This window comes from Pseudoalteromonas citrea, assembly GCF_000238375.3.
Classification (GTDB): Bacteria; Pseudomonadota; Gammaproteobacteria; order Enterobacterales; family Alteromonadaceae; genus Pseudoalteromonas; species Pseudoalteromonas citrea.
The window spans coordinates 260,821-276,724 of record NZ_AHBZ03000023.1; the positions used below are offsets into that span (position 1 = coordinate 260,821).

Consider the following 15,904-nt stretch of genomic DNA (forward strand, 5'->3'; position numbering starts at 1 on the left):
ATCTCTTTAACTATGCATCTAACTTTAATGGTTTCTGTCGTATTAAATCGTCCACCGCGCAGCTTTCTCGCATGGGTTTTATAGAACTTACTTGACCATTCTCCATTTTAATAACCTCATCACAATATGTGAAATAGCGATCATCATGCGTAATAGCAATTACAGTTTTACCTCTTTGCTTTAGCTCTGGCAAAATGTGGTCGTAATATAAGTCTTTGAATTCGGGATCCTGGTCGGCAGCCCACTCATCTAAGATATAAATATCTCTATTCTCAACTAGAGCAATAATCAACGCTAAACGCCTTCGCTGCCCATCTGATAACTTAACAGTCGTAAACTCATTACCGATGAGATCTGTTTTTCCTTCTAATTTAAATAGTCTTAAATACTTATCAATCATTAAAAAATCATCATCACTCAGGTCTTTATAAATAGTATTGAATAAGTAATAACTGGAGTAAATCACAAAAATACGATTTCGTGCCGCATCTAGATTACTCACTGATATCTCCTGACCGTCAAATTTCATCGTCCCTTCATTGGGTAAGTAATGTAAAGATATCACTTTACTTAATGTCGACTTTCCAGAACCATTGCCACCTACAATAAAGTATATTTTTCCTCGTTCTAAGGATAAATTGATTTTACCTATCGAAAAGCTACCCTCTTCGGTTGAATATGCATATTTAATATTACTCAGTGTCAATGCCTTCCAATCGAGCTTAACTTGATTGGGTGATTCATTAGCTACCAACTCTATTTCATAAATTTTGTTAATTCTATCTAAAGCTATTTCACCCATTTTAAGCTGTTGCATTAACCCCAGCACACTAGCTATTGGCCCCGTAATATATAGTAATGCCATAACAACACCGTACAAGCTTTGCTGCTCAAGGCCATTACTTGCAGGTAATAAAAAAACCACCCCCCCAATCGCAAAGAAGCATAATACTTCGCTTGAGTTCCCTGCCAGGTGTAAAATAAAGTCACCTTTTTTCTCAGATCCTAAAGAGCCTTCAATTGGTTTTCGTATTTCTTTTTCCAAAAAGCGTTTAGATTTTTCTCTATTTAACTTTAACTCATATGAACCATAAATTAAGCCACGAAACCCTTCTTGTACTGCATCTCTAAAATCTCTAGACCTATTATAATGCCTTTTCGATCTATTAACTGGCAGTCTAAATAAAAACAATCCGATTACAATTGATAATATCGTAAAAGAAAATATATTAAAATCTAAAACAGCTAAATATACAAGCATACCTATTGCTGTCATTGATGAAACTAACACCATAGGAATAGCCAAAGATGCGCTTGTAACTCGGCTCATATCTTCGGTTAAAATATTTAATATTTTCGGATAGCCTATTTTTTCTACTTGGCTAACTTCCATACTATTTATTTTATCGGAAAGTGTAACCCTAAGTTTTGCAACTGCTGTTTTGGCTATATTATTAACCAAAATAACAGATGTTGCTTTTGTTATTAACACACTTAAAATTAAAACAAAAAATACTATATTAATACTATCTTTATATTTTTCACCTAAAATAAAACTTTGCTCAGAGTTTAAGCCAACGAGAATAGTTGGAATAATTAAACTATAAAGTACACCGGACAGCATACCTAATGTAATCGCAATGTACAGTTTTTTTGGCGCTCCACTAAAAAGTAGGCTCTGTAATGTGAGTTTGTTTTTTTTCATAGATATTTAAATGACAAGTTCGTCAACCTCCTCCTTCGCTACTTCACCTTCATCAGACATAAGTAAGTCAACTAAGCTCAACTTATCAACTGCTTTATCAATCTCAAACGCGCATGAATGAATATTTGAGGCTTCCCAAAACAACTTCAATGGCAAATTAATTTTAAAATGTTCATTTACATGATTAATAAGCTTAGTCGCCATTAATGAATGGCCGCCTAACTCGAAAAAGCCATCAACAATAGAAACTTGTTCTACTTCCAGGATGTTGCACCACAGCTCATGTAGATACTTTTCACTCTCGGTAGACGGAGCAACATAATGTGAGTTAGTCACAGGTTTAGGTAGTTTATTTCTATCGACTTTCCCATTGGGATTATAAGGAAAGCTGTCTAGTTGCATAAAAACCGATGGCCTCATTGATTCTGGGACCCCTTTAGCCAAGACACTTTTGATAGACTCTTCAATAACCGCTCTGTCAATATCTCCATATTTTGTATAATAAAGTAAAAATTTACTATCTCCACTGTCTAACGGCATCACATGAGCAATGCACTTTTTGATTTCCCCAATCTGATTAACTAAACTTTCGATTTCGCCAGTCTCAATACGCATACCACGTAAACTCACCTGATGATCAACTCGGCCTAAGAATTCAAAATGACCAGATGAATGCTGTCTGGCCCTATCCCCCGTTTTATACAACCTTGCCTGTAATTGAGGGTGTTGGCTGAATTTATTATCAGTCAATTCAGGTAAGTCAACATAGCCATCAGCTAATGATAGACCACCAACATATAACTCTCCTGTTCCTCCCTGAGGTTGTGGCACTCCAAATCGATTCATAATATAAAACCGCATGTTTGGGTGCACCTTGCCGAGGCTGTATCCATTGCCATCATGCTCGTGTGACAAATAACTACTACTCACAACTGCTGATTCAGTCATGCCATATAACACGCGTACAACAATGTCTTTTCGCCACTCTGATAATCTCTTTAGCAGACTGGGTGGCACAGCTTCAGCACCTACCAGTAATAATCTTAATTTTTGATACTGAGCAGGCTTAGCTTCCACAAAATCTAACCATTGTGCCATCAAGCTGGGCACCATATGTATGACTGTAGCATTTTGTGTAAGCTCAATGAGAGAGTTCAGGTCTCTCACAGCAGAGTTTTCCAGTACTTGTACCGTTCCTCCAGAAATAAGAGGCACAAATGTTTCAAGCAAAGATACTCCAAATGCTTGAGAACCGACAGTTGGCATAATATCTTCTGGCATAAACTCGAATACTTGCTTATTTGCTTGCAATGAAAAGTAAAGGCTTCCATGTGAAACTATCACTCCCTTGGGCTTACCAGTTGAACCTGAAGTATAAATAATATAAGCAGGGTCATTCTCCCTCAACACAGCTAAATCAGGTATAGCTGTAGACGTAATAAGTGTTTCAAAGCGTTCCAGTTTCATTGAACTGGCAATAACATCTGAAGGCCTTAAATGAGCAGCATGTATGAGCAACTGAGCATGAGCGTTCTCACAAATATATGCTAATCGCTCCGCTGGATAAGTCGGGTCTAAAGGAACGTAAACAAAACCCCCTCTCATAGCGGCATACATGACAGTAATCTGTTCGATCGACTTATCCATATAGACCGCGATACGGTCTCCAGCGACCAACCCCCGCTCTTGCAACCCTGCTATTAACTTATTTGCTTGAACAATTAAATCTGAGTAGTTTATAACTTCAGCGCCCTGATAAACGGCAACTTTATTAGGTCGCGATAGTGCATATTGCTCTATAATCTCAGGGTTACTTATGTAGGGCTTAAAGTTATCTCTCGATACATCAGAGTGTATCATTAAATCTTGAAATTGATAGTGGTGGACTCTGTCAAATTCATTGTGGACATGATGCCTAGCGAATAAAGTAAACTCGTTAATAATTGCATCCATTCTTTCGCGGCTAAACAAATTCGAATTGTACTCCCACTGCAGTTCTAAACTTTCATTATTAATATAAACATGCACAGAAAAGTCAAACTTAGCTACTGCTTGGCGGTTATTAATAGCTTCACTTTGTAAATTATGAAGCGAAAAATCATCAAGTGAGTTTTCTTGTAAGACAAATGCAATCTGAACTAGCGGATTATAAGATGAGTCTCTCTCTATATTAAGGCCTTCAAGCATCATTTCAAACGGCAGTTGCTGATGTTCCATCGCTGAATAGTGCTGAGCACATGTACTATCAATAATGTGATTTAAATCGGTTTCTTCCTTCAATTTGTATCTAAACGGAACTGTATTGGCAAACATGCCGACTGTACCCATAAACTCTCTAGGCTGTCGATTTGCATAAATAGACCCAATTACCAGATCCTCTTCATCTCCATAGCGGGCTAAGAAGCCAGCGAATAAGCTTTGTAACACTAAAAATACTGATGTATTTTTATTCTTTGCTGCAATCACAAGCTGATTAAATAAGCTCCCTTTAATCTCAATAGAAGCATCACCTCCCTCTACCGATAATGTAGATGGCCTCGGATATTCTAATGGAAAATTGTGACAACTAGGCGCCTCTTTCAACAGCTGTCGCCAATAGCTACGTGCCTTTTCGCATGCTTCACTTGTTAAATACTGTTGATGCCAATGCGCATAATCCGCGTATTGAGGTGGACATAGTTCCACTATATCACTATTCATTGTATCAGTTAAGTTCGCCGTACAATATCGTGCATAAGCGTTACTTAATGCTTTTACAATTAACTTTGCAGAATAACCATCTACCGCAATATGGTGCATATTAATACTCAAAATCTGCTCTTTCTCTGATCTGAGCAAAGCAACTTTAATAGGCCACTGCTCACTCAAGTTGAAGCAATAATTTGCTTCCTCTTGTAAGCGAAACTCAACTTGTTCAGCATCTAGCGAGACAATTTCAAATGCTACTTTTGTAAGTTCATAAGGCTCTATAACTTGAATTAGTTCCTCATTATCATATTGGTAAACAGTTCTTAAAATATGAAACTCTTTGCACAACGACGCCACTGCTTTTTCTAATGCTGCTATTTCTATCTCACCCGTGAGACGAAAGGCGACTGGTACATTGTAATAATTTTTATCATCAGAAAGTGATTCTAAAATAAACATATTCCGCTGAAAGCTACTAACCGGTGCAACATAATGATCAGCTCTGGTTCTATTTATAGATGGTAACTGTGATCTATTTTCTTGATCAAGTAATATTAATATTTCTGATTTATTCTCTTTAATCTGTGTTAAGTCTTGAGGAGTTAAAGAGTTTGTATTGCCTGTTAGTAATAATTCACTGTCATCGTGTTGAATGATTACACCTCGTTGATAAAGATCTACTATAATATTTTTCGCTATCATATCCTAATTGCTCCTGCCATATTATCACTCTGAGCATGTTTCATTAATGATAGAGTTATTAACTCTGCCATTTCTTTAATACTGACACATTCTAAGATTTTATTTTCATCCAGTTTTAGTGCCTTGTATCGTTCTGCAACTGCAGCAGCAATTTGGATAGCTTTAATTGAGTTACCTCCTAATTCAAAAAAACCAGTACTCACACTAATTTCGGGGATCTCCAAGATTTCGCACCAGATTTCATGAATAGAGCTTTCAACATCTCCAGTCGGCTTTATCATTTCTTCCCGACTAATCTTGTTATACAAACTCGCTAATGCATTTTTTGCATATAACATTTTTGTTTGCTTTCTACGAATCTTACCACTTGATGTCATGGGGATTTGATATGGTCTAAGTAATACGATATCGTCCACTGCTATGTTATGCTGATTATATATACTACGCGCAATATTCTGAACTAATTGTTCTGAGTTTAGTGTTTTCATCGCATTTCGATTAACTTCTGTAACAATGATAAGTTTATCATTTTCCTCAAAAGCTGCTGTAAATCCTGGATGAATTGAACCATCACAATATTTGACGGTCGCTTCTAAATCTTGGGGGTAATAGTTCTTTCCCTTCAAAATAATAAGATCTTTACTTCTCCCAGTAATGAAAACATGTCCATCATAAATAAACCCTAAATCACCCGTTTGTAGATAAATGGTGTCTCCATCACTAGGTAGTCGATTATCAAACGTTTGTTTAGAAACCTCATTCTGTAGCCAATACCCAGGAGAAACGCTAGGACCACTGAACCAAACTTCTCCAATTTCTCCATCCGGCAATACATTTTTCGTTGTCGGATTGACAATTTTTAACGAGTGTAGTTCGTCAGTCAATCCATTACCTACGAATACAACACTATTGGGTGAGCCCTCATCAACAATACTTAATTTATTGTCTGCCAATTCACTTTTATCAATATATAAAACTTGGAGGTCATCATTACCATTCCCACCGGAGATAAATGCTGTTGACTCGGCCATACCATAGCTTGGGTAAAAACTATTTAACGTAAATCCAGATGAAGAAAAACGCTCAGTAAAACGAGACAGTGTTTCATAGCGAACCGGCTCAGCTGCATTATAAGCAATCCGCCAATTCGATAAATCAATATTTGCAAGTTCTTCTTCTGCAATTTTATCCGTACAAAGGTCATATGCAAAATTTGGGGCGCCACCAATAGTCCCTTTAAACTGTGTCATGGCTTTTAGCCATACTACTGGGTTACGAACAAATGTAGCTGGCGCCATTAATACTGATTTACAGCCTAAATACGCAGGTAAGAGTATTGCTGTCACCAGACCCAAATCATGAAATAATGGCAACCAATTAACAAAAATGTCTTTTTCATGCGCACCTGATAAGCGCTCTAAATATTGTGTATTTGCTAGAATATTTCCTTGTGTAATTATCACGCCTTTTGGATTACCTGTTGATCCAGATGTATACTGTAAAAATGCAGGGGCCTCTAAACTGATCGGTGGTAGTACTCTATTGCTTGGCGTATCAATTAATTCTTCCGTACCCAAGAAAGATATCTTTGACTCTGAATTGTCTTTCCAAAATAGACTAATTGAAGGTAGATCTTTTTGTGTCGTCAATGCAAACTTAGCCTTTGATGCTTTTGCTACCACAAAGACTTTGTCTGATTTATTGTTTTTCTTTGGTGGGTAAAGTGGTATCGCAACAACCCCAGCCATTACACACGCAAAAAATGCTTTAATATATTCTATGCTTGGAGGATATAGTAAGAGTACGCTTTCGCCAGGCGAAACATTTTCAAGTAAGTTTTTTGCTATCTGTGTAACATCCACCATAAGCTGACGGTAAGTAATCGATTGTGTTGTCAACGATAAATCAGTTAGAAACTCATAAGCAATGTCATTTGGTTTGTCTTTCGCGTTTTGCTGAAGGCAAGCGATGATGTTGTTTGTATTTCCCATTTTAGTAAGCCCCACTATCCTCTAGTTGTTGAAACAAATCTTGTATATTACTTTTCTCGAACCCTGAATTCACTTGCTGCTTTTTAATAAACTCAAACATCATGCCCGAATTTTTATCTCGTTTTGAAAAAATCTGTACCAAGTTTTTACCATTAATAACACTTGTTGAAAATTCCATGCCCTTACTTCTCAGCGTATTAACTAAATAATCCATATCTTCAACTTCAATAGCAACATGCTGCACACCACTTCCGTACTCGTTGATATACTTCGTAACTTGAGAGGCCTCTCCCGTACCCTGTATTAGAACAATTGTAAAACCATTAGCATCGAGTTCTGCAGATAGCATACCCGAGAATTCACCTGAAACTTCTCGCTTATTCAGTAGTTCAAAACCCAATATCCCTTGATACAAAAATAAGGCCTCATCAATATCGTGAACAGCAATGGCAAGATGATCGATTCTAGCTGGGAGTTTGTATAAATTTTTCATTTTGTTTCCTTTACTGGTAAGTGTTTCCAAATGTAATAAGTAGAAAAGTAACCTATGTGATCTTCCCTACCCCACCGACCTCCCCAGAAGGCGGCATCATATTGTACTAAGTAACTATCATTTATCTTGTTGAGAAATCTAACCTTAGTAATATGAGAGTAAGACGTTTTAGTTTCTTCTGTCGCCACATACCGAAAAGAGTCCAGACAACCTTGAAAGTCTTTTATCTCCACCTCGCTAATTGTTTGACATTCAAACCGAGTTATTTCATTGTGGTCACTCAAAAACCACCGACCGCCCTCCACATTGTCTATACCACCTAATTCAATATCACCGTCTTCTAATAAACTAATACGACTTGTCACTACGGCATTGAGATTGATAAACTCAAAGTGTTTTGACTCAATTTCATCCAAAAAAATATCACTATTCTTTTCAAAGAAATAATCTAAATTATTTCGTACCGTGTACTCTTGTTCTTGTTTATCATAGTTTGATGTTATTACCCTATATCGGCCTGCATCCCCATTTAAGAATGTAATCTTAAAAATTACCCTATCATTCTCAAGGATCACATCATAATTTGATTCTCCATAGCGCCAATCAAATTCAGCAGTAACTAAAGCACTACCAGTCAATACATCTAAAGATGATATGTAAGCCTTGCTTCCGATAAATTTTAAACTATTTCCAAGATCAGTGTCTAACCACTCAAGGCCAAAAACATCGGAAAAATTACTGTAGTACGTGCTACCATCTTTAATTTTGAACGTTAACTCCTCTGGTTCAACCAAGGATACTGCATGTGTCCTTTTCAGATTAAAGATATAGCCATCTGGATCAACTTGGTTAATGTCGACTCCTAGTTCCTCTGAAAACTGTCTATTGTTGGAATAACTTAACAGTAACTCACCATTAAAAGATGGATAAATATTTACATAATCAAATGTATGCTTCACAGAGAGCTCTCTCTCTCCAAGATTATAGATATAAAAATCATTGGCAGTAGTAAACGCTTCATTGTGGGTAAAGCTGATAGAATACTCACTTCTCTCTTGCTCTACAAACCTCCAATCACTCTCGTTTCTTGATAAATACAATTCTAATCCACTATTTCCAGACGTAAGGTAACTCTGACGGGACACACTGAACAAGTCTTCGATTAAATAAGCCATATTGTCAAAAGTAATATTAGGTAACTGCTTTCGCTTCAGCTGCCAACTATAGCCATTATCAAATATACCATCAAGGTTCTTTTCTTCAGATATACGGAACTCTAACAAGCTTCCTTCCTTGCCTAGTACTTCAATTTGCAACCGAGAAGTTGTATCACACAATACTAAAGGCCGCGATTGACATGATATATCTTTGAGGTCCAACCTTAGTTGGCCATCCCTACCGATATTCCAAGTAAAGTAATTAGACGCCCTATTACCTTTAAACATTACACCTTCTTTCTGCAGATGTGCTTGTGTAATAGTAAAATCAGCATTCAAGCTGCCTATTTTTGTTGGCGATGCATGAAACTCAAAGCCATCCAGACTGTCTGACGAAACCCAAGCCCCAAAGAGTTTTTGCTCATTAATTTTAATTGTATCACTCTCAATCAGGTCATTCGTATGATCTTGACTCTCCTTTGAACAACCAGTCACTAATATCAATAAAAGAACCACTATATTAACTTTCATTTTTTATTATCTCCCCACCATAAAGTAAGTTTATGTTACGTGCCAGTTCTTCAACGTTAGTCCCTGTTAATTGGTTTAGTAGAAAATAGCTTGACATTAATGTAGTTTTATCAATTACTAGCTGGTTACGTTCTTCATGTAATCTTATTTGACTATCTCTGAGCTGAATATAATCATTGAAGCCATTCATGTACTCGGTTTTTGTATTTTCTAAAGCCAACTCAAGCGCTTCAATAGATTTCTGACGTGCGCTAATCGATTCAATATTGGCTCGAACATTATCGTAAGTAGCAGCGATAGAGTGTTTTATTTGATGTTGTAGAAATTGCTTCTGATATTTTCGACTTTCATATAAATATGTGGTCCCTTTTTCTCTAGACGAGTCCCTCCCACCAGCATAAAGCGGCATAGTCATATTGATCGAGAACGTTAATCCATCTTGTTTTAAGTATCTATCCGCTTGAAAGTCAAAAGTATCATCCTGATTATTATAGTTATAGCTTAGACTTGCTGATACCTTAGGAAGCGTTAATGACTTAGCAATTTTCAAATCTTTTTTTGCCATTTTCACATCAAAGGTAGCGATTTGATAGTCTAGATTCTGGCTAAACTCCTTAAGATATTCATTTGGGCTTTTACTTGGCTGAGCAAAATGTTCTACGTCAACACTCATGTGTTGAATAAAAAAAACCTCCTTCTGTAAAATAAGTTCCAAGCGCTTAAAAGAAAAGTTCAGCCTATTTTCAATCATTATTTCATTCACTTTTAGATTTGCTAATGAAGCTTCAACTTGATAAAGGTCACTTGGCTGTGCGAGTCCAATCGCATGCTGCTTTCTAATTAAAATTAGATGTTCAGTGTAAGCTCGTAGTAAACTTTTTAGATTCTCCCGCTCAGCCCATGCAGATGAGATATTTAAATATGCATCATAATAATCACGTAAATATTCATAAGCAGCTAAATTTCTCTCTAAATTTGTACGCTTCGAATTCAAAGCAGCTCTATCATAACGATGATACAGTTCCAGGTCGAACAGGGGTTGCTCTACGTTAATCGCATACCCTACACCTTCAGATTTAGTATCAGTATCTGGAGTGTGCAGCAAATAGTTTTGAGACTGCTGAGAAGCGTCTAAGTCTTGAAATCGGAAATTGCTTTGTAAATTAACACTCGGTAGAAAAGCACCAAGTGCAGTTCTTTTTTCTTGCTCTATTGAATCAAAGCTGGCATTGTTTGCCTTCAATAATAGATTGCTTTTGAGCCCTGCTTTATACAAGTCTATAAATGTATTTGCGTTAACTGAGCAAGTAAAAATTACAGATATATATAAAATAAATTTTGCATATTTCAAAATGCCTCCAAAGTTCAATTAAGTTAATCATCTCACTCATGAGATCTTTTAATATCAGTCAATGTTGCCTTCAAAAATCACGACAACATCAAACAGATTTGTGTACAAATATAGTCGGGCTAAAAACTCAATAAAGATGTTTTTATAACTATACTCCACATAGTTTTTAGTACTTTTATTCTTGTTCTACCAATGAGAGTAGCTACTATCTCAGGAGCCCTTACAGCAACTATGACTCATACTTCAAAATATCCGATGAATTTTATTACCACCTTTTAAACTTCCCCAACCTTTTCGTGCTCAGCTTCAAACCCAACATACATTCTAAGTTTTCTGTTGACCAATTGCATGAGTTCTTGTTGATGTGTATCTATAAAAAAGTGACCACCATTACAAAACTGAACCTCAGTATTTATAAAAAAACGATCCCAGCCCATTAACTTCTCAAACGAAATTTTATCTTCCTTACCAGTAATCACCGTTACATCACAAGGAATAACATCAGAGCCATTAAAAAAGTAATTTTCAGCGATTTTAAAGTCAGCTCTGAGCATAGGTAAATATAACTCCATTAGCTCTTGACTTTCAAGGACCTCTTTAGGCGTGCCATCAATATCCTTCAGCTGCTGAATGAACTCCCTGTCAGATAATTCACGTGGAGTTTTTTTTAAACATGTTTTATCTGGACTCCCACTACCTGAAACAAAAAAATGTTTTGGTGCATTAAGCCCACAGGATAAAGCTCTTCTTGCAACTTCAAACCCTATTCGACTACCTAAACTATGACCAAAGATTATATAATCCCCTGACAAAACTTCTTTTAAATTTGGCATCAGCTGAGTGACTAACATCTCCATATCATCTATTGGGGGAGTTTTAAAATGAGATCCTTTCCCTGGGTTTTGAATAATATTCACTTCTATATTACTTGCTACGAGTTTTGACCAAGACCAAAAGGACGAAATACCACCTCCCGCATAAGGAAAGCAGAGCAATCGAGTTGCCTTACTGTCTTTCTTTTCGGGTGTTACAACCCAAGGGCTTTGCATATTCACTATTACCTCAATTATATGCTGAACAGCACTTTCACTTCTAATGAAGTTAGTACATTAAGACACATTAAATATATCAATTACTTACTTCCAATATTGACTATAGTTTATTTTTATAAACTAATTACACTCAATTCACCAATGCAAACACAAGTTCATCATATATAACCAATCTATTGAGTAAACTGTTATTTGATTGTGAAATAGCTTACCGCCAAAATGTTTACTTAACGATAGGACTAAATACAGCTGGCTCAAAACTATCATAATTTATATGAAAGTAAAGTACCAACTGTAAAAAGTCTACGCCTTAGAAAATTAAGTAATTACTTTTATATAGTCACTACAGGCGAAAGCTAACTTGAAATATCATCAACTAAGTTAATGAGCACCTTATTTACTGCATCAACATCATCCCAATCTAAGCTATCCCAATCAAAACCAGGGGTTACTTTAGAAACATCCGTGAATAACAATTTTTTCAAAGTATTTACGCTAGAGATATTTTTGATATGAAATTGCACGGGTTTACATACTAATTGTTTTTTTCCAGAAAGTTTCTCAAGTATTTTTTCAGATATTATTTTTTTATCTGATTGATTAATAAGTTTTTTATTGAACTCTGATTTATGATTGTATTCACATTCCAGAATGATTTTTTTTACTTTTAGAAAAGATGCATTAAGGCCATTAGCATACGCTTTAATTATTTCTGGATATCGTGTTAACACATTGTAATTGTCAAATGCTCCCATTGATATTCCTAAATTCTTGGCCTTCTCTTTCACCGTTAACTTTTTCTGTCCTATTTTTAACCGAGCTGAATCCAACCCTTCAATTTCCAACATTGCCGACAAAAACGCCTGTAACTTTCCATATTGTGGAAGGTCTTCCCGACTCGCATTCTCTTGAAATTGCTTGACCTTATACAATACTGGTTTTGCATCATAAACTTTAAACTGAGCCGCATGATCTAAGCCATAAATGAAAATCATAGCAAAAAATCGTCTATGGCCTGTTAAAATTTGATATTGTGAATTATCTATTGGATATAACGTCGGTACCTGAATCATTTCTGATACAGAGATGTTTTCACCCAACTCAATGATCGAGTCAACAGTATGATTAGCTTTTTTCCAACTATTTGTGCCATACTTTAAGCAATTGATTATACAACCCTTCCCTATGATCACTTTCTCTTGCGCATCATAAAGATCTATCAATTGCTTTTTAGTCATTTTTCGTTCAGAAAACAGCCTAGCATGTTCATTTTCAATAAATATACTAGGTAAAAACCGAGCATTTGTTTCATCTGGCGTGATCAAGCTTAAAAAAAGAGATTTATACTCAAAACTCTCGCTATGCAACTTCTCACTATTATTCAACGTTGCTAAGATTAAACTATCTCTATCATTAAACATACTTACTAAATACCCACTTAAAGTTTATGTGTTCCTGCGTATCAACACATGTGCCAATACTTTACTAAATAACACCTTAGGATTGCAAAATAAAGTTTAAGACTTAACCTACATGCTTTTGATTTAGGGTAGGTAAAGTGCGCCTAATTTATGTTAGCATATTTTCGTTACAATCGTTCAAATTTATTCTGTTAGATAGGCAACCCCCCTATCCAGGACAGAGAAAATCTCATTACTTTTATTTTCAAATTATGGTCGATGGTTGAAAGTACATCAAATTTACAACCATCAAAATTATAATTGAAGCAATCAATTGCAATATTTATAACAATTCAATGTTACTCATATCTCAATATCAGGGAAGGACGAGTGCTTGCTGCCCGCAACGCTAAACTTGCAACCGTTAACCAAGTAATCCCTATCACACTGATAGCAGCAACTCCATATATCCATAATGCGAGCTCTATCCGCTCATTAAAGTTTGCCAACCAATCGCTCATTAAGATATAACTTACAGGACAAGCGACTCCCCCACCACATAAGACGATAACTAAAAACTCTTTAGACAATAAATTCACAATGCTGAGTCTAGATGACCCTAGCACTTTACGTATAGCTATTTCTTTTTGTCGACGTATCGCACTAAAAGATGCCAAACCTAAAATTCCTAAACAAGTTAGTAAGATTGCGAGACCACTAAATAGTAAAACTAATTGTTGTATTCTATATTCATTAATGTGTGCATGCCGATAGTCATCCTCAATCAAGTTGATTTTGACATCACTAACGGCAAGTTCTGTTGAAATAAATCTTTGAGCCTGCTCCATAATTCTCACTTTGTTTGCACCTGGGCCCACTTTGATTACTACATGGCTTTCAGGTGAGTTATCTATGGCGGCCGCATTAATTGATAATGGTAATTGCTGTTGCCGTGCCGAACCAATTTTTATATCTTTAATTATACCTACGACCTTAGCACGAGAGTTTCCATCATTCGCAGACAATGTCTTTCCTAATAACGTAGTTGGATCTGAATAACCTGCTTGCTTAGCCAATCCTTCAGATATCAAAACAGAAAAAGTCCGCTCTCCTTGATCATTGGTCACAGCCCAATCACTTATATAATCCGATGAGAAATCTCGCCCAGCAACCAGCTCTAAACCAAGTGTTTCTACTGGGTTAAATCCAGTAGAAATTGTAGGCTGTGTCCCTCGCAACTGTTCCCCATTCGGCCATGTAAAAAACAATTCAGCAGTAATATCTTCTGTGAGAATAGTATTCGATGGTAAGACATGCTCAACACCTTCTATCTGCTCTAATTGTGCCAGTAAATGACTACCTTCCATTTGAAAAACAGCTTCAGTTGGTAAGTCTTTGATAATTATCCGATCCAATTTACTATACCCAACAGGTAAACTATCAATCAACGCCATTTGCTTGTAAATAACGACAGCGGCAACAATCAAAGCGACCGATAGCCCCCCCTGCAAAGCTAACGTCAATTTTCGAACCCAAATAGCCGTTTTACCTCGTTGTAGATCACCACTAAGTACTCTTTTTGCACTAAATGACGCAATAAATAGTGCTGGATACAATCCAGCCAACACACCAATTAATAACGTCACCGAGATCACTAATGCCAAGAATAGAGAAGAAAAGCTCAGTGACAAGCTGCGCTCAAGCAACGCATTTACGTAAGGTATAGATAGTTCAACTAGAAAAAGTGCGATAACAACAGCTAAAGTAACAACAAATAAAGATTCTATCAAAAACTGTGTGATCAACTGGGATTTACTTGCTCCTAGTGCTTTTCTAACCCCTACCTCTTTTGCTCGCTTAGCGGCGCTTGCAATGTTTAGATTGATAAAATTCACACTTGCAATCAATAATAATAAAAATGTCAACGCTATACTCACCTGCATGACTAATTTTGAGCTACCTTGCTTCATTTCAAACGGGCCATTACTGTGAAAATGCAAGTCCTGTAAACTGTTTAGTGTAATACTCAACTTTTTCCCACGTCCAGTCGATTTTTCACGCATGTTAGTTGTTATTTGTTCAGCAATCACACGGGGATCCGCGCTTTGGTCAAGACGCATATAGACATAGCCACGAATTGGTCGTGATAATACTTTTGGAATACCTGTTAGCGTATCAAATACAAAGTGCGTATTATCAGGTAGATCTGCAAATACTGCGGCAATGACGTATCGACCGCCGTCGTAACTAAGTGTTTTTTCCAGCGCGTTTTCAGTCCCGAAAAAACGTATTGATTCACTCCGACTAATGGCTAATTTTCCAGGTTCTGTGAGTGCTTTATCTAAATCTCCTGACAATACGTCTAACTGAATGAAATCACCTATATTCGCCGATGCTACATATGCATTAGATAGCCTGGCTTGTTCCCCATTAATCACGACTTCCATAGCAAGAGGTTCCGAAAAATAGCCTAGATCTTTCATTTGCGATAAAATTAAAACATCTTCCACTTGAGTATGATTTAACATTTCCAAAGATAGTCTTGAATCTGAATGAGCTATCATTTGTAAACCCCATGCTCGGTAATCAGTATGAACTCGATATACCCTCTCTCCATTAGGGTGCTGATTATCATAAGACCATTCGTAAGCTGCAAACAGCCCAACGATGATAGCAGCAGCTAAGCCAATACTAAAACCAAACAAATTTAACATAAAGTGCCACGTATCATGTTTAATGACGCGCAATGCTATTCTCATATAGTTAATTAACACGCTTTATTTTCCTTATCGATGTAATTACCCTACTCTCAAACCTACTAAGTTCGAAAAAGG

At 36.5% G+C, this 15,904-nt stretch carries 9 protein-coding genes; all 9 read right to left on the bottom strand.

Going from position 1 to position 15,904, the window contains the following annotated elements; genetic code table 11:
* Positions 1–10 precede the first annotated feature (10 nt).
* The gene (locus PCIT_RS17105) at positions 11–1,705 is read right to left on the bottom strand and encodes a cyclic peptide export ABC transporter (protein ID WP_010365996.1); all 1,695 of its coding nucleotides are present in this window, start codon (positions 1,703–1,705) and stop codon (positions 11–13) included.
* A 6-nt stretch (positions 1,706–1,711) separates the two neighbouring features.
* On the bottom strand, positions 1,712–5,095 hold the full coding sequence (locus PCIT_RS17110) for a non-ribosomal peptide synthetase (protein ID WP_010365993.1): 3,384 nt from the start codon (positions 5,093–5,095) through the stop codon (positions 1,712–1,714).
* On the bottom strand, positions 5,092–7,086 hold the full coding sequence (locus PCIT_RS17115; RefSeq protein ID WP_010365990.1) for an AMP-binding protein: 1,995 nt from the start codon (positions 7,084–7,086) through the stop codon (positions 5,092–5,094). The genes PCIT_RS17110 and PCIT_RS17115 overlap by 4 nt, the downstream gene beginning before the upstream one ends.
* A gap of 1 nt (position 7,087) precedes the next feature.
* Complete coding sequence (locus PCIT_RS17120; RefSeq protein ID WP_010365989.1) at positions 7,088–7,579, bottom strand: VOC family protein; 492 nt, start codon at positions 7,577–7,579, stop codon at positions 7,088–7,090.
* Positions 7,576–9,267: a hypothetical protein gene (locus PCIT_RS17125; RefSeq protein ID WP_010365986.1), complete on the bottom strand. Its 1,692-nt coding sequence runs from the start codon at positions 9,265–9,267 to the stop codon at positions 7,576–7,578. The genes PCIT_RS17120 and PCIT_RS17125 overlap by 4 nt, the downstream gene beginning before the upstream one ends.
* Positions 9,257–10,618: a TolC family protein gene (locus tag PCIT_RS17130; protein WP_010365985.1), complete on the bottom strand. Its 1,362-nt coding sequence runs from the start codon at positions 10,616–10,618 to the stop codon at positions 9,257–9,259. The genes PCIT_RS17125 and PCIT_RS17130 overlap by 11 nt, the downstream gene beginning before the upstream one ends.
* A 275-nt stretch (positions 10,619–10,893) precedes the next feature.
* Entirely contained in the window at positions 10,894–11,667 is a 774-nt protein-coding gene (locus PCIT_RS17135) for a thioesterase II family protein (RefSeq protein ID WP_010365982.1), read from the bottom strand.
* Positions 11,668–12,026: 359 nt separating this feature from the next.
* Entirely contained in the window at positions 12,027–13,091 is a 1,065-nt protein-coding gene (locus PCIT_RS17140) for a hypothetical protein (protein ID WP_010365980.1), read from the bottom strand.
* Between the two features lie 338 nt (positions 13,092–13,429).
* Positions 13,430–15,844: an ABC transporter permease gene (locus PCIT_RS17145; protein ID WP_010365978.1), complete on the bottom strand. Its 2,415-nt coding sequence runs from the start codon at positions 15,842–15,844 to the stop codon at positions 13,430–13,432.
* Between the last annotated feature and the right edge of the window lie 60 nt (positions 15,845–15,904).

Bases quoted from the DNA above. Each gene is read 5' to 3' on its own strand.
- PCIT_RS17120 (WP_010365989.1), bottom strand. From the start codon at position 7,579: ATGAAAAATTTATACAAACTCCCAGCTAGAATCGATCATCTTGCCATT.
- PCIT_RS17115 (WP_010365990.1), bottom strand. From the start codon at position 7,086: ATGGGAAATACAAACAACATCATCGCTTGCCTTCAGCAAAACGCGAAA.
- PCIT_RS17105 (WP_010365996.1), bottom strand. From the start codon at position 1,705: ATGAAAAAAAACAAACTCACATTACAGAGCCTACTTTTTAGTGGAGCG.
- PCIT_RS17125 (WP_010365986.1), bottom strand. From the start codon at position 9,267: ATGAAAGTTAATATAGTGGTTCTTTTATTGATATTAGTGACTGGTTGT.
- PCIT_RS17140 (WP_010365980.1), bottom strand. From the start codon at position 13,091: ATGTTTAATGATAGAGATAGTTTAATCTTAGCAACGTTGAATAATAGT.
- PCIT_RS17135 (WP_010365982.1), bottom strand. From the start codon at position 11,667: ATGCAAAGCCCTTGGGTTGTAACACCCGAAAAGAAAGACAGTAAGGCA.
- PCIT_RS17110 (WP_010365993.1), bottom strand. From the start codon at position 5,095: ATGATAGCGAAAAATATTATAGTAGATCTTTATCAACGAGGTGTAATC.